The organism is Streptomyces bambusae (assembly GCF_020532645.1).
Classification (GTDB): Bacteria; Actinomycetota; Actinomycetes; order Streptomycetales; family Streptomycetaceae; genus Streptomyces; species Streptomyces bambusae.
The window spans coordinates 72,571-90,771 of the sequence record NZ_JAJAUZ010000007.1 but is presented as its reverse complement, the minus strand read 5'-3'; the positions used below and the strand labels follow the sequence as shown (position 1 = coordinate 90,771).

The following is an 18,201-nucleotide window of genomic DNA, read 5'->3' as shown; positions in this document are numbered from 1 at the left end:
TCACCGTACCGCCGCTGCCCGACCTGTGCCGCCGCCTCCCCGGAATCCGGGTCCCGGGCCTCAGATCCGCTCGAAGCGGGAGGGCACCGGGAAGTAGGCGCTCAGGAAGGCGCGTACCACGCGGTCCTGTTCGTCCGCAGGCACCTCGGCATCGGCGGATTCCCCGATGCAGAAGACGTCCCGGTTCCGCTGGGCGAGCAGCCGGCCGAGGACGGCGTGGTGCTCGCGGTTGCCGGCGTCCACGTAACCGCACGAGAGCGTGGCGGGGACGGAGGTTCCTGTGAGATAGCCGTAGTGGTGGTGCAGGGAGGAGGGGATGGAGAGGTCCGTCGCGGACCGGAACGGGGCTCTCGCCGTCGTGGCGACCCGGTCGGAAAACCTGTCGGCGATCTCGGCCAGCACCCTGCGGCGCAACGGGTGGGGCGCATGCAGGAAGCCGTGGGTGGCGACGCGGCCGAAGGCCTCTTCCAGCAGGGCGCGGTTGTTCTTGGCCGCCGTGAAGTAGCCCTCGTCTTCGGGGGTGGGCGGGCCCGGCGGGACAGCCGTCGGTGAACGGAACATCTTCGCCGTGCCGTTGCTCAGGAAGAACGCGCCCGGTGTCAGCGGACGGCCGAGGAACACGTCGTCGTTGAAGTAGAGGAAGTGCTCCGCAAGCCCTTCGATGCGGTACAGCTGGCTCTCGATGGCGTGGGAGTTGAACGTCGGCAGCCAGGACGGCTCCGGGAAGAGGTCCCGGTGGGAGACCACTTCGAGGCCCGGCTGACGGATGTCCAGCCAGTCGGGTACCTGGTCGTCGGTGACGATGTGGACCGTGCGCACCCAGGGCGCGAACATCTGGAGTGACCTCAGCGAGTAGCGCAGTTCGTCGCGGTTGCGGAACCGCACGTCGCCGCTGTCGGCTCCGTCGACGGGCATGCCCAGCCGCCGCCGGACGCCGTCGCGCCGCTGCCGCCAGGCCGGGTCGGTGTCGTCGACCCATGTGTAGACCACGTCGATGGGGAAGTCGACGTCGTCGACGAGCCTCTGGGTGAACGCAGCGGTCGTCGGGTACGCGCGGTCGCCGATCCGGAGCGTGTCGGTGGCCTCCAGTGACGGAAGGCGGCGGCCGACGAGCGTGGTCGAGCCGGGGCTGCTGCGCCAGCCGTCCTCGTCTTCCTCCCAGAACTCCATCGTGCAGCCGTAGGCGGGCCCGTACCTCAGGGTCCGGCTCGAACTCGTGACGGGCCGGAAGATCCGCACGCCGGCGATGTCGCCGACGGTGTCGAGCCGCTCGGCCAGGACGGCGCCGGGGGCCGCGCCGCGGGGGGTGACGAGTTCCCCGTAGACGGGCTTGCCGTGCAGCAGGGCGGCGAGGGAACCGAGTGCACGCGAACGGTGCTCGACCGGTACTGCCAGGGAGTGGGAAGTACCGTCGGCCCGGACGAGGACGAAGGGAATGCCGGCCGTCGTCAGAGCGTGGGCCGTGACCTCCAGGTTGAGCCGGGCCATGGTGGGGGCGTCGATGTCGTCCCGTTCCTCCGCGAGCCGCCCCGCCGAGCGGATGAGGGTGCGGCTGCGGGCCTGGATCACCAGCTCGCGGGCCTTCTGGTCGGCCGCCGAGTCCGGGAGCAGGCCGACCGGCGCGGCAAGGCTGAAATTGCCCGTCCCACCGTTGGCGATCCGCAGGGCGGTGCGGTCGGCGCGCGCTGCCAGGCGTGCGGCGGTGTCGCGGCCGGCGAGGAGGCGCTCGAAGAGTCCCTCCCACTGCGCGGTGATCTTCTCGCCCGAGAAGCGCTCCGCGACACCAGCGCGGGCGGCCCTGCCGAAGGCCCGGCGGCGGTCGTCGTCGCCCATCAGGCGGGCCGTGGCTTGGGCCAACGATTCGACGTCCCCCGCCGGGACGAGGAGTCCGTCAACGCCGTGCCGGATGATCTCGGCGGGGCCGGTGACGACGTCGTAGGCGATGGCGGGGACACCCGCGGCGAAGGCTTCCACCAGGACGAGGCCGAAGGCTTCGTTGCGCGAGGGCAGCAGGCACAGGGCGGCCTTGGCCCACTCTTCGTCCATGCGGTCCGTGCTGCCCATCAGCTCGACCCGGGACTGGAGTTCGAGACCTTCCACGAGTTGGCGGAGCCGCACCTGCTGCGGACCGTCTCCGAATATGCGCAGGGTCCAGTCGGGGAAGTCGGCGCAGACGAGGTGGAAGGCGTGGATCGCGTGGTCCACCTGCTTCTCCGGCGTCAGCCGTGCGGCCAGCACGATCCTCTTGCCTTCGAGGTCGGAGCGGGGCCGGTAGCCGTCGGGCAGGGCGTTGGGGATGACGGCGAGTTCGGGTGCCGAGTCCCGGAGGGATTCCGCGAACCAGTCCCGGGTGCGTCCGGTAAGGGAGACGAGGGCGTCGATGCGGGGGGCGTTGACGAGGAGGGGATCCCCTGATGTGCCGCGCAGCTGGGAGGCGCGGTGCTCCTGGTGGACGGTGACGACGCGCGCGGGCGCGAGTTCCACGGCGGCGGCCATGAGGGCGGGAGTGGTCGTGACGAGCACGTCGGAGTCGAGGGAGCCGAGTGCCGCGGTCATTTCGATGTCGGAGAGCCGGTTGAAGGCGCTCTCCCATGACGGATTGACGATCTCGCTCGGCAGCGAGCCGAGAGTGCGGCAGGCCACGTCGTCGAGGGGGGAGCTGCGGGTGGGCCGGGCGACGGGTCCGGTCTGGTCGATCAGGTAGCGCCGCTTCACCTTGCGGCCCTCCGTGAAGAACGGCTCCGGCCGCGTCTTGAACACGCTGAGGACTTCCACGTCGTGGCGGGCGCCGAGGTGGTTCGCCTGGGTGTAGGCGGCCATCTCGGTTCCGCCCATCTCGTCCGCCCAGGTGAGCAGATAGGTGATCTTCACTGAGGTGCCTCCGGGCTGCAGGCTGCTGAAGGGTGGTCTGCGCAGTCGACGACGGCGGCGCCGCCCGCTGTGATGCGGGCGTGCACCCGCACCAGGGCGCCGTCGGCGAGGGCGACGAGGCGGAAGGCCGAGCGGTGGACCTGGCGCAGCCGACGGACGTCGGTCAGCTTCCGGGCGATCTTCAACCGGGTGCGGCCGGTCCGCAGGTAGAGGTCCCACGCCTGGGCACGCCCGGGTGCGGCGCGCATGGCGGCGAGGGGCAGGTCGAACGTGAAGCGGTCGCCCTGCCAGTCGGGGCGGACGGTGACGGGGCGGCGGGGGCCGCGGCGCGGCACGGCCTGAGCGGCGGCATCGGCGGCGGGGACGGACCCGACGAGGCGGCCGTGGACGGTCACACGGTCCCAGAGGGTGTCGAGGGAGACCAGTTCGGCGTGCGGCCGGGGTCCGCGGACCTTGAGCAGCGCGAAGTCGTCGAGGGACCGGACCACCCGGAACGTCGCCCCGTCGGCCGGTGACGGGCAGTGGTCCAGCGTGGGGTCGCCCGGAGACGGGAGCCGGGCGGCGGCCGCCTTGACCGCGGTACGGCAGGACCGGCCGGCGGGGTCCGTGAGGACGAGCGCCGCGCGCCACAGCCCGTCGCCCAGCACGGAACCGCGGGCGCCGGACTCGGCGTGGTCCGCGTGGCGCAGGGGGACGGTCGCAGTGAGCAGTACGGTGCCGTCCGGCTGCGGTTCCGGTTCGAGGGGCACCTGCACGCGGTCGGCGCCGCAGGCGAGGACGAGGCGGGCGGTGCTCACGCTGCCGGCGGGGACGGCCACCGCGAAGTTGAGCGTACGGCCGCCGACGACCGACCAGTGGAGGGGACGCAGCCCCGGGCGGCGCCGGATGCCGCCGGCGACGACGGGCACGGTCTGCGACTCCTGCGTGCGCCGGCGGACCCGTACTGCGGTCCGGCGGACGTGCCTGGCTGCACTCACCGCGTGGCGCAGGGGGCTACTCACGAGTGCCTCCGGGCCTCGCGCCCCTCGTTCCGTTCCCTCGCTCGAACGGGCCGGCCACCGGGAAGTAGGTCTCCAGGAACGGGCCCAACAGCGCCTGCTGTTCGTCGGCGTCGTGTCCCGTGGAGACGGTGTCGTTGATGCAGAAGACGTGGCGGTCCCGGTGCGCGAGGAGCCGGTCCAGGCGGGTGGGGGTGTTGGGCTGGGAGAGGTCGAGGTAGTCGTACCGGAGGTCGCCGGGGACGGCGCGTGCGCTCTGAAAGGCGTAGTAGTGGTACAGGCTCGACGTGATGGACAGGTCGTCGATGCTGCGGAACCGGTTGCCGGCGGTCGCGGTGTGCGGCCGGGGGAACGTCTCCTCGATCTCCGTCAGGATGCTGCGGCGCAGCGCGTGCGGAGTGTGCTTCATCTTCTGGGTGAGCGTCGTGCCGAACCGGGACTGCAGCAGGGACCGGTTGTTCTTGCCGGCCGCCGCGACGGGCGGGTCGTCCTCGCAGGGCGTGCCCAGCGGGACGAGTGCGGACGAGGTGAAGAACTTGCTGATTCCATTGGCGTGGAAGAAGTCCTGGGGGACGGTGGGGAGTCCGAGGAAGACGTCGTCGTTGAAGTAGAGGAAGTGCTCGGACAGGCCGTCGATGTGGTGGAGCTGGCTCTCGATGGCGTGCGAGTTGAACGTGGGCAGGAGCGCCGGGTCGCTGAAGATGTCCCGGTGGCTGACGACCCGGAGGCCGGGGCCGGACGTGTCGAGCCAGTCGGGTGTCTGGTCGTCGGTGACGAGATGGACGGTGCGGATCCACGGGGCGTGCTGGTGCAGGGACCGCAGGGAGTAGCGCAGCTCGTCCCGGCTGATGTAGCGCGCGGCGTTGGCGGCTTCTGCGTGGTATCCGGTGCCGCCGGCCTCGGCCCGGCGGCGCATCCAGTCCGGATCCCCGCCGTCCACCCAGGTGTACACGGCGTCGATCGGGAAGCGGATGCCTTCAGGGGGCGGGGCGGCGAATTCGGCGCGGCTGCGCACCTGGAGCCGCGGGGAGCCGGCGGGGCCGGCAAAGGGCGACGACAGGCCGGTGAACAGGGCGTCGGACACCTCGACGGGGGCGGGGGCCAGCGGGACCTGTGCCGTGGTGCGGTTGGGGCGGGGGGCGATCAGCTGCCCGTCCGTGCGGGTCCAGAACTCGATGTCGCAGCCGTACGTGCGGCCCAGCACGAGCTGCATGTCCGGGCTTCCGTAGTACTGCGTCAGACGGATCACGTCGGCCTGTGCCAGCCCGCGCCACGTGGCGGGCAGCCAGCCGCGGCCTCCCCGGTTCTTCCGCCTCGGGACGCCCGCCGACGAGACGTAGGCGGGGTGGTCCTTGCAGAGCTCGGCCAGCGCCTCGAACACCGCGGGGCGGTCGTCGGCGGCCACTCCCACCGTCGCTGCGGTGTCACTCAGACCGCGCACGGCGAAGTAGTCGACCCCTGCCCGGTCCAGGGCCGAGCAGACGGCGGAGAGGTTGCGCGCCCGCGCCTGGAAGGGAGACAGGTCCGGTACGACGGCCACCGCTCTCGGTACGCCTTCCACCGGGCACAGCACGCGCCCGCGGCCGGTGGACACCTCGGGGAAGCGGCGTGCCTCCCACGTCGTCCTGAGCCCCGCGACGGCCTGCCCGGCGGACGGTGCGGCGGCCAGCCGTGCCTTGACCTGCCGGCGGGTCTGCGGAGCGACGCAGCCCGCGAGGGCCCGGCGCGCCTGCACCGGCAGACCGCGCCGGTACGCCCGCACCCACCACGACACCTCGGGGTTGTGCCGCGGCGGTGTTCCTGCAGATTCGTGTGCGGCCGGATCGGAAGTCCGGTCGGCGCGTATGTCCCGATTCACCACTAAACCTCTCGCGGGGCCGGCTGACGCAATGGATCTCCCCACTGTCTGCCGGGCCGGATTCCGCCGAATCCGCCGATCGGGCCCCGGACGCGGGGGACGGCGCCTCCCCCGCCGGCCCGGCCGGCGGGACGGCGTTCCCCGCCCGGCGCTGCGTCGCCCCTGCCCGCGCGTTCCCCCGGCCCGCTCCGCCGATCGGACGAGGAGGGGCTCCTGCCGCCGTGCGTACCCTGACCGACGACCGCAGCCGACCGGCCGCGGCGGGAAGGAGCGACCGTGCACAGGTCTCGGGCACGGGCCACGGTCCTGGCGGGAGTCGCCGCCGTGCTGCTGGGCGCTGCGCCGTCCGCACGGGCAGCGACGCCCGCGCCGGCCGTTGCGGCCGCCGCCCCGTCCGCAACGGCCGCCACCGCCCTCACGGGGCCGGTCGTGCACAGCCTGCCGGGGCTGGGACCCGGCATGCGGGCACTGATTCCGCGGCAGGCGCGTCAGGTCCTCCTGGTGTCCGGTGCGTCGGCGGACTCGGACCGGTCCACCGAGGCGCTGTACGAACGCGGACCCGCCGGATGGGTCCGTACCGCCGGGCCGTGGCCCGCGCACAACGGGAAGCTGGGATGGACCCGGCACCACCGGCTGGGTGACCTGCGCTCGCCGTCCGGCGTCTTCGGGCTGACGGACGCCGGTGGCTGGCTCCCCGATCCGGGGTCGCTGCTCCCGTACCACGGCAGCGCCCTGTTCCGGACGGACCGCGTCTTCGACGGCAGGTCCCTGCGCAACGCGTTCGGCCTGGTGGTCGCCGTCGACTACAACAGGACGCCGGGCACCTCTCCCCTGGACCGCAGCAGGCCCCTGGGGGCGGCACGGGGCGGGGGGATCTGGCTGCACGTGGACTCGGACGCCCCCACCCAGGGCTGCATTTCCGTGTCTTTGCCCCACATGGAGGAACTGCTGCGCCTCCTGGACCCGGCCGCCCACCCGGTCGTGGTGATGGGGGACGGCCCGGATCTGGCGCGCTGAGCTGCCCGCCGCACGGCGCCGCGGTTCCGCCCCGGCCGGACGTGCCGGTCCGGGACGGAACCGCGGGGCGTGCGCCGGTGTCAGCTGCTGCGGCGGCGGGCCACGACGAGCAGCGCCGCGCCGATGCCGGCCGCGCCGAGGGCGCCCAGACCCCACCACAGGGCGTGGCTGCCGGTGGCGGCGAGGGCCTGGTCGACGAGGGACTTCTCCTCCTCTGCGCCCTTCTCGGCGGCCGCTGCGCCTGCCGCTTCGTCGGCCGCTGCGGCCGCCGCTTCATCGGCCGCGCCCCCGGCGGTGTCCGCGGTGACCGTCGCGCTGCCGCAGATGTCGACGCACTCGTTGGGATCGGCCGCCTCCGAGGTCAGCGCCAGGGCGTCGAAGCGGTACTCCTTCGCCTTGTCGGCGGTGAAGTCCAGCGTCAGCGACTTCTCCTCACCGCTCTTCAGGTCTCCTGCCTTCCAGGTGCCGGTGGCCGGGTCGAAGTCCCCGCCCGCATCGTTCGCGAAGTCCTTCAGGGCGGCCGGCAGGCCGAGTTCGACGGTGGTCCCGGTGGCGGTGGACGGCCCGGCGTTGGACACCTTGACCGTGACCGTGCCCTTCTCGCCCGGGGCGACCGAATCCGCGCCCGGAGTCAGCTGCACGTCCAGATCGGCCTGCTGACGTACCGACAGCGTGTGCTTGGCCTGTGCCTTGAGCGCTGCCTCCTGGTCCTTCAGCTGTGTTGCCGATCCCTTGATCTGCGCCGTGGCGACCATCGCCCGGTCGGCCGGGACCGTACCGGTCAGCTTGAGCACGGCCTTGCCGTGCGGGGCGATGCCGTCGGGCTTCCAGTGGCCCTTCTCCTCGTCGAAGTCACCGCCTTCCTTCTCCACGGAGACGTCGGTGACGCCCTCGGGCAGCAGTGCCTCGATCTCGACGCCCTTCGCGGTCGACGGGCCGTCGTTCACTGCCTCGACGGTCCAGGTGATCTTCTCGCCGGGCAGCGCCTTCGGCTTGTCCGCAGTCAGCGCCACCGTGACCTCGGCCTGCTGGGTGACGGCCAGCTCGTGGGAGGCCGCGTGGGCGTCCGCCGCTTCCTCGTCGCCGCACTCCTTGAACTCGCCCTGCTCGTCGGGCAGGCCGGAGCCGGTGATGCAGACCTGGTGCACGGTCTTCTCCCGGTCGGCGGGGACCATGCCCTCCACGGTCAGGGTGACGGGCTTCTCGGCATCGACGGCGACCCGCGGGATGCTCCACTCGCCTTCGTGGTACGACGTACCCGCCGGGCCCGTCCACTTGCCCATCTCCATGCCCTCGGGCATGACGTGGCGGACCTTCACGTCCTCGGCCGTGGACGGACCGGCGTTGTCGACCCGGATCGTGTACACGACCCGCTCGCCGGGCAGGTAGGTGCCCTCGGGACGGTCGGCGGACACGCCCAGCTTCAGTGCGGCGTGGCGTTGGACGGCGACCTCCTTGCTGCTGTCGTTGTTCGACAGGTCGACGTCCTGGAGCCTTTCGCTCTTGGTGGAGGCACGGACCTCGATGGTCTCGTTGTCTGCAGGCACGGTCGCTGCCAGCAGGAGAGTCGCGTCCTCGGCGCCGGCCGGCAGCGACGGGATCGTCCACACACCGTCCTTGAAGTCCGCATCCGCGTTCCGCTCGTCGAGCACGGCACCCTGCGGGACCCGCACGTCCACCTTCACCTGACCGGGGTTGGCCGGGCCGGCGTTGCCGGCCTTCACCGAGAGGACCACCTTGTCGCCGGGCTTGATCTGCTCCACCGGCTCCAGATCGGGGGTGAGGACGGTCGCGTTCACGCTCACGTCGACGTCATCGGTGATGCGGCTCGTGTACCGGGAGGAGTTGTCGTTGACATCGCCGTCCACGGCATGCGGAGAGGTGATCTCGACGTCGGTGAACAGGGAGGTGCCGGAGTCGGCCTTCACCTTGCCGCTGAAGGTGAGCGTCCGGGAGGTCTTGCCGGCCATCTCACCCAGGTCGCACTCGATCCATCCCTTGACGGTGCTGTCCTTGCACGTGGCGTCCGCGGTGCTGAAGTCCGCGAGGTTCACCGGCTTCAGCAGCTTCAGGGTGGTGCCCGGGGCGCTGTGCTCGCCCTTGTTCTCGACCTCGACGGAGAACTTCGCCTCCTGGTCGTCCACGTAGACCTCGCTGGAGAACGTCCCCTTCACCAGTGCCAGATCCGCGGCGGCGACCTTCACTTTGGACTGCGGCAGCGCGACCTCCCGGGCACCGACCCAGTTGTACTTGATCACGGGGTTGTGATCGAACTCCAGTGTCGCCGGCACACGGTGTGGTTCGTCGAGTTTCAGCTGGTACTCCAGGACGTAGTCGTCCCCCGGGTCGACCCGGCCGCCCTTGCCTGTCGCGGCCCCGGTGCCGAGCGGTACGAGCAGCCTGTTCTGCGAGAACTGCACCCGGCCGTCGCCGATGTCGACCGGCGTGTCCTTTCCGTCGACGATCTTCTTCAGTGTCACGGTGTCTTCGTCGATCACCACGCCCGCCGGGACGGGGACGTGGAACGATGCGCCGTCCATGGCCGCTCCGCCTGTATGCCGGAACTGGGTCCGCACCGTCTTGCCCACCCCGATGTGCAGCGGCTCACCGACGTCGACCTGGCCCGCGAACTGCGGTGAGTACTCGAAGCGGATGTCGTCGAGCCCCAGGTCGCGACCCGATGCCGAGTCGCTGACGATCTGTATGCGCGTCTTCTTCTGGTCGTTCGGGACCTTGTACACGCCCGTCGAGGTGGTCCACGGGCTGTAGCTGTGGAAGGTGAACTCCTGGCGGCCCTTGGCGGGATCATCGGCGTCCGAGATGATCACCTTGGGGGAGATGAAGGGCTCCTCCCTCACGGGCGAGAAGTTCGTCACGCTCCAGCGCGTCTCGACGTTGGGGACGGTCTCCACCACCTGATCGATGACGACGCCCCTGCCCCCGATTCTGACGGACGTGCCGCCCTCCGTGGGCATCACCCCAAACGAGTGGCCCGCCTTGTAAAGGTACATTTTCGGGGATGCGGGGCCGCCCGGCACGGAGCTCACCTTCCACCCCTGGGGAGTGGTGGTCGACCATTCGAGACCGCCCCACGTGTCCGCCTCGAAACCCCCGTTCGCCAGGCCCGTGGTCTGCGGCAGGAGCTCGTTCGGATCGTCGGTGCCGGCGCTGGCGCGCTCCAGGGTGACGAGGGACATCGCGGCCACGGCCACCCCTGTACCGATCAGTACTGCTTTTCGCGATGCGCGATGCTTCTTCTGCCCCATTTGCATTCCTTCAGGCACTGGAAACCGAAACACGGACGAACTCCGTTTCGTTTCCACGAGCCAACCCGCTCGGAGGCGGGCGGCATCGAGCCCGCCGCGCAGTCGTTCGGGCAGCACTGCGCGGTGCCCCGCGGCGAACGGCAGGGCACCGCGTCAGGTCACGCGGGGGCCCGTCAGTCGGCGCAGACGGCGTGTGCCTGGAACGTGGCCTGCTGGCCCTGGACGGAACCGACGGTGACGGTCCAGCCGTTGGCCACGGGGTCGGCGTGGTTGGCGTAGACCGGCCCCACGACCGTGCCCGTGAACACGTAACCGCCGCCCGTGATGCGCCGCCCGGCCGGGCAGAGGGCTGTGCGGGTGGTGGACCCCTCGGTGTTCGTCGACGCCAGTTCCGACACGACGACCTGGGTGGTCACGGGGCGCGCCGGACCGGGCGGGCCCGGCAGGCCCTGGGGACCGGGCAGACCCTGGGGGCCGGGCAGACCCTGGGGGCCGGGCGGGCCGGACACGCCCGGAGGGCCGGCCGCTCCCGGGGTACCGGGAACGCCCTGGGCCCCCGGCGGACCCGGTACGCCCTGGGGCCCGGCGGGACCGGACGCTCCGGGCGGTCCCGCCGGGCCGGGAGGGCCGGGAGGACCGGCCGGACCGGCCTTGCCGCAGTGCTTGCCGCCCGACTCCTGGAGCGCCCAGTCCGGTTCGCCCGCACAGCCCTTGTCCACCGTGGTGGCCGGCGCCGGATCGTCCGGGTGCGGAAGCGCGCCCGCCGGGAGTGCGGCGCCGAGGACCAGCGCTGCGGCAGCCAGCGCCCCGGCCGCCGCCCCGCGGTGCGTGCGGCGTGGCGGTCGCCCTTCCGGCTCGGGTTTCGTACGGTCGCCTGCTCTTCGCATGCCATGGACCTCCGGGAGTACGGGTCGGGGACGGCAGTCCCCGCCCGTATGCCTTGCACCGCACGCGTCGGCCGTCACGCACAGCCGGCCGGATTCCCCGAGAGGGGGGAACCGGTGCCGCCGGTCGACCGACCGGCGGCACCGGTTCTTCCTCACCCGGTCTGCTTGGGTGCGTCCCTGCGCACCTTCCACAGGTCGTCGTAGAGCCGCTCGCCCGGGCAGGCGGTCCTGTTGACGTCCTGGTGCGAGGCGATGACCGGTACGTCGAGCCCGGTGCCCGGCGGGTGCGGGTTGCCCACACCGCCGGCCGAGGTCAGGCGGGCGGAGCCGTCGGGGTCCAGGCCGTACTGGCCGAGCTTCCAGGCGAGCAGGGCGGTGAGGCTCTGGCGGGCGGCGTTGGGCATCTTCGGGTTGTTGCCCGTGTCCTCACCGCCTTCGGCGTTGTTCGGCTCGAAGTTGCCGAGCACCGCGACTCCGAAGGTGCCCGTGTTGAAGCCCGCGGCGTGGCCGCCGAGGATGCCCGGCACGTCGGAGCCGGGCCGCATCTCGCGGGAGCCCTTGCGGCCCTCCCAGATCCCGCCGAACCGGTCGACGACGAAGTGGTACGGGAAGTCCCCGTAGCCGAGGTTGCGGATGTGGTGGACGTAGATGCCGTTGACGATCTCGGGCACCTGCTCCTCGGTGTACGTGTTGTTCCCGGTGACGGTGTGGTGGACGAGCGCGGCCTTGATGCCCGGCTGGAGCTTGTAGCCGGGATCGGCGATCGTCTCGTCGGCGCCCCACTGCGCGCGCGTCTTCACCTCCGGGGCACCGTCCGGCTTGGGCTGCTGCCCGCCGCCGGCAGCGCGCGTGACGCCGCCCGCGCCCGGGTCGATGAAGGACATCCGCAGGTCCTGCGGCAGGCTTCCGTTCGGGGACGTGAGGCGGAGGTCCACGGCTTCCGCCCGGTCGGTGAAGAACGCGGGGGCGCCGGCCCGCTTCGCCTCCTCGCTCACACCCTCGTCGACTGCCAGGGGGAGGGTGCGCCACGGTTCCCAGACGCCGTCGCGCCGGATGCGCACCTGTGCGGTCAGTGCGCCGTCGACCGGGGAGTCCTTCTTCCAGCTGAGGCCGAGGGAAGTGAACCGGCTGCCCTTGACCTCACCGGTTTCGAACACCGTACCCGCCGCTCCGGCGTCCGCTGCCGCGGTCTGCTGTGACAGCGGCCCGGCCGGCCGGCCCGTGCCGTCGGTGAGGGAGACGTCCTCCGTCTCGGTGCGCTCGCCGCTCCCGGAATCGGCTTCCGCGGACGGACCCGCCGTGGATTCGGCGGCCGGGGCGGCGGCGCTGGTGCCCGCCACGGCCAGCGGGACGGTCAGTGACACCATGCCCAGGGCGATGGCGGAGATCTGCGTACGGAACTTCATGGGCTTCTTCCTGTCGCACGTACCGGGGTGCCGGTCCTGCATGCCGGCGCCCGGTCGTGTGGGTGGCCGTTGCCGGGCCAGGCTCGCGCAGTCGGACTTCCGATACCTCCCGCGATCGGCGGACGGGGCGGTGGAGCGCGGTTCCCCCGTGCGGAACCGTGCGGCTGCTCCCCGGCCGGGGGAGGGCGGGGCGACCGCCTTCTCCCCCGATCGGGGCTGCCCCGCCGTGCCGTGCGGCGCCGACGATGCAGGGGCCGCAGCGTGTGCTTCGGGGCCGCCGGCCTCCGGGCGCTGCGGCGACGCTCTGCGTCCCCACCCGAGCCGAGGAAGTGCAGCAGACATGACGACGGCCACCTTCGAGTCCGCAACGGCCGCAGTCGTCGGCATCGTGCAGGACACGACCGTCCTCGACATCGCCGGCCACGACGTGAGCAGCCTCCGGCTGGAGGGCGACCTCGGTCTCGACGCGGGCCGTCTGGCCGGTCTCGTCGCAGGGCTGGAGGACCGGTTCGGCGTCGCGATCGACGGTGCGGCGACAGCGGATCTGCAGACGGTCGGCCACCTGGCCCGGCTCGTCGTCGATCTGACGGCAGGCGGGGCGGGAGACGAGGACGACGACGTGTGAGGCGCCCTCTCCCCCGCCCCTCGGGGCACGATTCCGGCGCCGTCCCCGGCTAACTTCGGCGCCGCACCACACAAGAGAGAGAAAAGGTGAGGAACATGGCAGCAGTCACCCTGGAATCCGCAACGGCAGCGGTGATCACCGTCCTGCACGAAATCACGGGCGTGGAGGTCGGCACCGAGGAGGTGGCCGACCTGAACCTCCAGAACGACCTCGACGTGGACTCGCTCAACGTCGTCGAGGTCGTCGTGGCCCTGGAGGAGCAGTTCGCCATCAGGATCCCCGACGAGGAAACCCAGAACCTGGAGACCGTCGGCGACGTCGCACGGCTGGTCGTCGACCTGTCACGGGACGCCGGTGCACCGGCCGGGACCGGGTGAGGACGCGGAATGGAACGACAGCGCGTCGCGATGACGCCGGAGGCCGTCCAGTGCGCCGCGACGGCCGTCCGGGACAAGGACCGGACCACCGCGCGGGTCGAAGCGGCGGCCCTGTCCTTCCAGGACTGGCTGGCCGCCGACCTCGCGTACCCGACCGGCGTCTCCGCAGTGGAGGCGTGGGCGGTGTACGACGGTCTCGGCGCCGGAACCGTGCTGGTGGCCGCCGCGGTGGACCGTCTCAGGGGCTGCTGCGAAACGGCGTGGATGCGGGAGGACTTCACCGCTGCCGTCGCGTTCCTGGAGCGGTTCGCCCGGACGGGCGGCTCCCCGCACCTCGACGGCACGAGGCGGTCCGTGGAGAAGTGGCTGTTCGGACAGGGCCGCCTGCTGGAGGAGATGTCGGCTGCCCTGTGGGTCCTCATCGAGGAGGCTGCCACCTGCCGGTTCAGGTACGAGAACCTCCGGCGCGAGGTCGATCAGGTGCCGGACGCCTCGTTCGGCCTGGGCGCGCCGGCCGGGGTGGTCCTGCCGGCGGCCGACGCGGTGGCCGGCGCCGGCGGGCTCGGCGACATCGTGGCCGCGCTCGGCGCCACCCGGAACCTCGTGTCGGCGATGGCCGACGCCTTCCGCAAGATGGCACGCGAGGGGTTCGCCGAGAAGAGCGACACCCTCGCCTACGTCGACGCGATGACAGCGCCTGCGCCCGATCCCGACGACCCGGACTGGATGTCACCGAAGCGCATGGCGCGGAAGATGAAGGACCTCACCAACGCACTCGAATTCGGTGGCGAGGGCTGCGCCATGGTGAACACCGCGGTCATCGAGACGCTGAAGGGGCGCCCCACCGTTCCCACCCGGCGGCCGGCCCCGGACGAACGCTGGCCCGCCCGGGGTGCTGCGCGGCTCTACGGCGACGAGGGCGAGACGCTGTACGGGATGCGGGCGCTCACCGCCTACCTCGACGAGCAGGCGCAACAGGTCGGCGACCTGTTCCACGTCGAGATGGTGTCCAGGGACTCGCCGATCGGGCATGCGGTGACCGTGGTCAGGACCCACCGCGGCCTCCTCTACATCGACGTCGGCCTCGGCGGCGGCCGGCGCAAGGCGTCCGGCCGGCTCGAGAAGGCCCAGTGGGGGGACTACGGCTTCGACACGTTCACGGTCACCGCGGCGGGCAACGCCCGATTGGACGCGGCCCTGGACTCGGACCCCGAGACGTGATGGCCGGCACCGGTCAGTCGCGCTGGAATCGGCCCATCAGCACGGCCCGGTCCAGGACGTGGCCTTCCATTGCGGATTCGAGTTCGCCGCGCCCCGCCGTGTCGGGGAGGTCGAGCGTGCGGTCGAGCGCGTACAGGGTGAAGTAGTAGCGGTGGGGTCCGTCGCCGGGCGGCGGGGCCGGGCCGATCCAGGTGTTGGTGCCGCGGGTCGTCCGGCCCACCACGGCCGGGTGGTCGGGGATGCCGGAGGTGCCGGGGTGCGCCGGGGGGATGTTCCACACGACCCAGTGGTCGAAGTTGCCGTCGGGGCGTCGGTCGCGCGGCACGTCCGGGTCGTGGACGACCAGGGCCAGGGCCTCGGCCGCCTCCGGGACGTCGTGGAAGAGCAGCGGTACCGGCGCGTCGGCGCCGTCCACGGTGTGCTCGACGGGAATCCGGTCGCCGTCGCGGAACGCGGGGCTTTCGATCCTCATACGGCCATCCTGCCGCGTGCCGGTGGATCGGGCGCGCCGGACGGGGCTGCGGCCCGCGGCGGCGGGTCCCCTCGCCGTTCGTTGCAGTTGCCGCCTGGCACGGAGTCGTACCGGCGCACGGCCGAGGGGCACCGCCGGCCGGGGCCCGTGCCCGGACCCCGGATCCCCGGGGCCGCAAGGTCCAGGATGGGCGTTCGCCCGGTCCGGGTGGGGGGCCGTCGGGCAGCACGGCGGCCAGGCGTACGGGCACCTGCCTCTTCCCGAAGCCTGCACACGCCCCGACGGTGACGCCCGGAACGCTGCACCCGCGCTTGACCGGAGGTCCCCGCGGTGCCGGCGTCCTGCGCACTAGCTTCTCCCGCACCGGGTCGCCCGTCGCGATCCGGTCCGGACGCGGAGGCGCAAGGAGCACCATGACCGAAAGACGGCCGACGAACGTGAGCGCGCCGGGCACCGTACGGTGGCCTTGGCAGCGCCTCGGCACCCACAAGCCCCGGCCGGTCCCCGCCCACCCCGGGGCGGCCGGTGCGGGATCGAACGGGGCCGGAGCCGACGGCATGCTCCAGAAGTCCCTCACCGCCGCCGTGGCGAAGGTCCGGCGGATGGCGGACGACCAGGAACTCCCCCTCACCCGCAGACAGGAGTGGGAGGCCGCCAAGCGCGCACTCCGCCTCGTCCTCAAGCAGCTCGACTCTCCGAAGCAGGGTCGGCCGCACGCCGTCGACCGGCGGCTGGAGGAGCAGATACGGAGCCAGGACCGCTGGCTGAAGGCGCTGGCCGACGCGGCGCGGGCCCAGCAGGGCTTCGTCACCTTCAAGGACAGCCCGCGCACCCCGCTCATGCTCCGGTGCCTGATCGAGCAGCACGACAACTACGCCAGAGCGTGGGACGGTCTGAGCCGGCCGGCCCAGCGGCGCGCCGCCTCCACGCGGAAGGAGTTCGACGAGACCGTCCGCAAGTGGACCAAGGAGGTGGCGCGGAAGTACGGCAAGGTGGGCGAGCTCGGCCAGGTCAGGCAGATCGCCGTCCAGCCTGGTCCGTACGTGCCTCCCCTGCCTCCCGACTTCGCGTTCGCGGGCGATGTCGATGCCGGCTGGGCCCGGCTCGTCGCCTGCGGGCCGCCCGCCACCTGGACGGACATCGGCCACCTGCGGGCCTTCTACCTGTACTGCCGGGTGGTGGCCGGACTGTCGTACGCCGTCGACGAGCAGACGTTGCACGTACTCGACTACACGGAGTACGCGGACTTCGCGGGCGAGATTGCGCTGCTCGGCGTGGACGAGGAGCACGCCTACCGGTGCTACCGCCAGGCGTGTGCGCGGCACGCCGGCTCCGGGGGCTGGGCGTGAGGCGCGTCCCGTAGCGCGGTGCGCGGGACGTACGTCCGTCGAGGCGCCGCGCTCCTCTCATCGGCCGCTGCGTCCGTGGTCACCGGTGCCGTCAGGAGGAGACGGACGTCAGCACGGCGTAGTCGACGAGGTTGTCCAGGTAGCCGCTGCCGGGTGGGCCGGCGCGGTGGGCGCAGGTGACCAGGCGGAGCTGCGGGGTGCTCGTGGCGCCGTACACGGCGCGGGCGGGGAAGCGGGACTTCGGGTAGAGGGCGGTCCGTGTGACCGTGAAGACCGCGGTAGTGCCGTCGGCGCGGGTGACGCGGATCTGTGCGCCGGGCCGGAGGCGGTCGAGGTGGGCGAAGACGCCGTCCCCGTAGCGCCCGACCGTCACGTGGCCCAGCAGCACACTGGCGCCGACCGCCCCCGGGGTGGCGGAGTGGCGGTACCAGCCCACCGGTGAGTCGGGGGTGATGGGCGGTACCTGGACCGTGCCGTCGGCGGCGAGTCCCAGCCGGGTGACGGGGCTGTCGACGCCGATGGCCGGGATCACGATGCGTTCGGGCGGGGAGGGCGCCAGGGCCGGTGGGGTGCCCGGGGACCGGGCCGGTGCGGTGGCCGGTGAGGCGGCCGAGGTGCCGGGCGTGGGGCGGAAGTGGTGGAAGGCTCCCAGTCCGGCGGCGGAGACGGCGGCCAGGGCGAGGACGGAGCAGGCCCAGATGCGGAAGGTCCGGCGCCGGTCCGCCGGCCGGGTGTCCCCGCCGGCCGGTGGGCCCGCCGGCGGGGTGTGCGGGGTGCTCATCGCTTCTGCGTCCGCAGCCAGCGGCGTCCGAGGAAGCCCGCTGCTCCGAGCACCACGGCCAGGCCGGCTCCTTCACCGGCGTCCCGCAGGGGGCTCTGGCCGGATGCAGCGCCGACGGGCCGGTCGGGGGCGACTCCGGTGGCGGGCGCTCCGCTGGGTATCCGGCTGCCGCCGCCGGCCGACGGCTCGTTCGGAACGCGGGGCTCGACCGGGGTGACGGGCTCCACCGGCGTGACCGGCTGGACCGGCGTGACGGGCTTGACCGGCTTGACCGGTGTCACGGGTGCCGCCGCGACGGTGAAGGTGTTGGTGAAGGACGCCATGGAGGGGTCGCCGCCGCTGCACTGGACGGTGACGTTGTAGGTGCCCGGTTGAGCGGTCACGACGGCGTGCCCGGTGAAGGCGGACGGGTCGGTGGGCGTCCCCAGGACGGCGGGGCCGGCGAAGGCCTTGGAGTTGATGGACGTGACGCCGGTGGCTCCGGAGGCACAGGTGCCGCTGAGGGTGACCTCGTCGCCGGAGTGGATGGGTTCCGTTGCGGAGTTCCCGTTGGCGGGATGGGTCGGGGTGATCGTGACGACGCCGGGCTCGGCGGGCGGGGTGGGGACGTCGGGGGTGTTGCCACCGCTCGGGGTGGTGCCGCCGCCGGGGGTGTCGCCCCCGGCGGTGCCGCCCCCGCCGCTCGGGGTGGCACCCCCGCCGCTCGGGGTGGTGCCGCTCGGGGTGGTGCCGGAGCCGCTTCCCGTGCCGCCGGTCGTGGCCGGTCCGTTCGCGGTGCCCGCCGTCACGGTGCCGACGGCGGGCGCGGTGCGGGCCGGCGGGGTGGCGGCGAATGCCGGCGCGGCCGCGGGGACCATCAGGGCCGCCGCTCCGATGGCGGTGGCGGCGAGTCCCGTCGCAAGGGTCGACCTCATGGCCAGTCTCCTTCTGAGTGTGCGCGGGGTTCCCGGTGCGCAGCCCCCGCCTCGACTGCCGGTGGGGGCGCCGGAACGCCGCGTGGCTCACTCTCCGGCACCGGGCCGGCGGCCGGCATGGGCCGATCGGTGGACCGGCCGGTGGATCCGGAGCGGCAC

14 protein-coding genes are annotated in these 18,201 nt (G+C 72.6%); 5 read left to right on the top strand and 9 right to left on the bottom strand.

Annotation, left to right across the window (positions count from 1 at the left end; translation table 11 throughout):
- Positions 1-60: 60 nt before the first annotated feature.
- The 3 genes from LG634_RS07355 to LG634_RS07345 are packed head-to-tail and all read right to left on the bottom strand — an operon-like array spanning position 61 to position 5,643.
- Positions 61-2,871 (bottom strand): stealth family protein, encoded by a 2,811-nt coding sequence (locus tag LG634_RS07355; RefSeq protein ID WP_226732823.1) that lies wholly within the window; start codon positions 2,869-2,871, stop codon positions 61-63.
- A complete protein-coding gene (locus LG634_RS07350; RefSeq protein ID WP_226732822.1) occupies positions 2,868-3,872 on the bottom strand; it encodes a hypothetical protein in 1,005 nt (334 codons plus the stop codon). The genes LG634_RS07355 and LG634_RS07350 overlap by 4 nt, the downstream gene beginning before the upstream one ends.
- Positions 3,865-5,643 (bottom strand): stealth family protein, encoded by a 1,779-nt coding sequence (locus LG634_RS07345; protein WP_226732821.1) that lies wholly within the window; start codon positions 5,641-5,643, stop codon positions 3,865-3,867. Before LG634_RS07345 ends, LG634_RS07350 begins: the two co-directional genes overlap by 8 nt.
- 360 nt (positions 5,644-6,003) lie before the next feature.
- On the opposite strand from LG634_RS07345, the gene LG634_RS07340 reads away from it, so the two are divergent.
- On the top strand, positions 6,004-6,744 hold the full coding sequence (locus tag LG634_RS07340; protein ID WP_226732820.1) for a hypothetical protein: 741 nt from the start codon (positions 6,004-6,006) through the stop codon (positions 6,742-6,744).
- An 80-nt stretch (positions 6,745-6,824) separates the two neighbouring features.
- On the opposite strand, the gene LG634_RS07335 is transcribed toward LG634_RS07340, so the two are convergent.
- The 3 genes from LG634_RS07335 to LG634_RS07325 all read right to left on the bottom strand — a co-directional run bounded on the left by LG634_RS07335 (position 6,825) and on the right by LG634_RS07325 (position 12,303).
- Positions 6,825-9,941 (bottom strand): DUF11 domain-containing protein, encoded by a 3,117-nt coding sequence (locus LG634_RS07335; protein WP_226732928.1) that lies wholly within the window; start codon positions 9,939-9,941, stop codon positions 6,825-6,827.
- A gap of 242 nt (positions 9,942-10,183) precedes the next feature.
- Positions 10,184-10,426 carry a hypothetical protein gene (locus tag LG634_RS07330; protein ID WP_226732934.1) on the bottom strand — a complete coding sequence of 81 codons (243 nt, stop codon included), beginning with the start codon at positions 10,424-10,426 and terminating at the stop codon, positions 10,184-10,186.
- A gap of 623 nt (positions 10,427-11,049) precedes the next feature.
- Entirely contained in the window at positions 11,050-12,303 is a 1,254-nt protein-coding gene (locus LG634_RS07325) for an N-acetylmuramoyl-L-alanine amidase (protein ID WP_226732819.1), read from the bottom strand.
- A 340-nt stretch (positions 12,304-12,643) separates the two neighbouring features.
- On the opposite strand from LG634_RS07325, the gene LG634_RS07320 reads away from it, so the two are divergent.
- The 3 genes from LG634_RS07320 (at position 12,644) to LG634_RS07310 (ending at position 14,526) form a co-directional block, all read left to right on the top strand.
- Entirely contained in the window at positions 12,644-12,928 is a 285-nt protein-coding gene (locus tag LG634_RS07320) for an acyl carrier protein (RefSeq protein ID WP_226732818.1), read from the top strand.
- Positions 12,929-13,023: 95 nt separating this feature from the next.
- The gene (locus LG634_RS07315) at positions 13,024-13,305 is read left to right on the top strand and encodes a phosphopantetheine-binding protein (RefSeq protein WP_226732817.1); all 282 of its coding nucleotides are present in this window, start codon (positions 13,024-13,026) and stop codon (positions 13,303-13,305) included.
- Between the two features lie 9 nt (positions 13,306-13,314).
- A complete protein-coding gene (locus LG634_RS07310; protein ID WP_226732816.1) occupies positions 13,315-14,526 on the top strand; it encodes a hypothetical protein in 1,212 nt (403 codons plus the stop codon).
- 13 nt (positions 14,527-14,539) lie between these two features.
- On the opposite strand, the gene LG634_RS07305 is transcribed toward LG634_RS07310, so the two are convergent.
- Positions 14,540-14,998, bottom strand: a complete 459-nt coding sequence (locus LG634_RS07305; protein ID WP_226732815.1) for a YbhB/YbcL family Raf kinase inhibitor-like protein — start codon at positions 14,996-14,998, stop codon at positions 14,540-14,542.
- Positions 14,999-15,411: 413 nt separating this feature from the next.
- On the opposite strand from LG634_RS07305, the gene LG634_RS07300 reads away from it, so the two are divergent.
- A complete protein-coding gene (locus tag LG634_RS07300; protein ID WP_226732814.1) occupies positions 15,412-16,347 on the top strand; it encodes a hypothetical protein in 936 nt (311 codons plus the stop codon).
- Positions 16,348-16,438: 91 nt separating this feature from the next.
- Here LG634_RS07300 and LG634_RS07295 read toward each other — a convergent pair whose 3' ends face one another.
- Positions 16,439-17,128, bottom strand: coding sequence for a class F sortase (locus tag LG634_RS07295; RefSeq protein ID WP_226732813.1), 690 nt, complete (start codon positions 17,126-17,128; stop codon positions 16,439-16,441).
- Positions 17,125-18,042, bottom strand: a complete 918-nt coding sequence (locus tag LG634_RS07290) for a hypothetical protein (protein ID WP_226732933.1) — start codon at positions 18,040-18,042, stop codon at positions 17,125-17,127. Before LG634_RS07290 ends, LG634_RS07295 begins: the two co-directional genes overlap by 4 nt.
- Positions 18,043-18,201 lie beyond the last annotated feature (159 nt).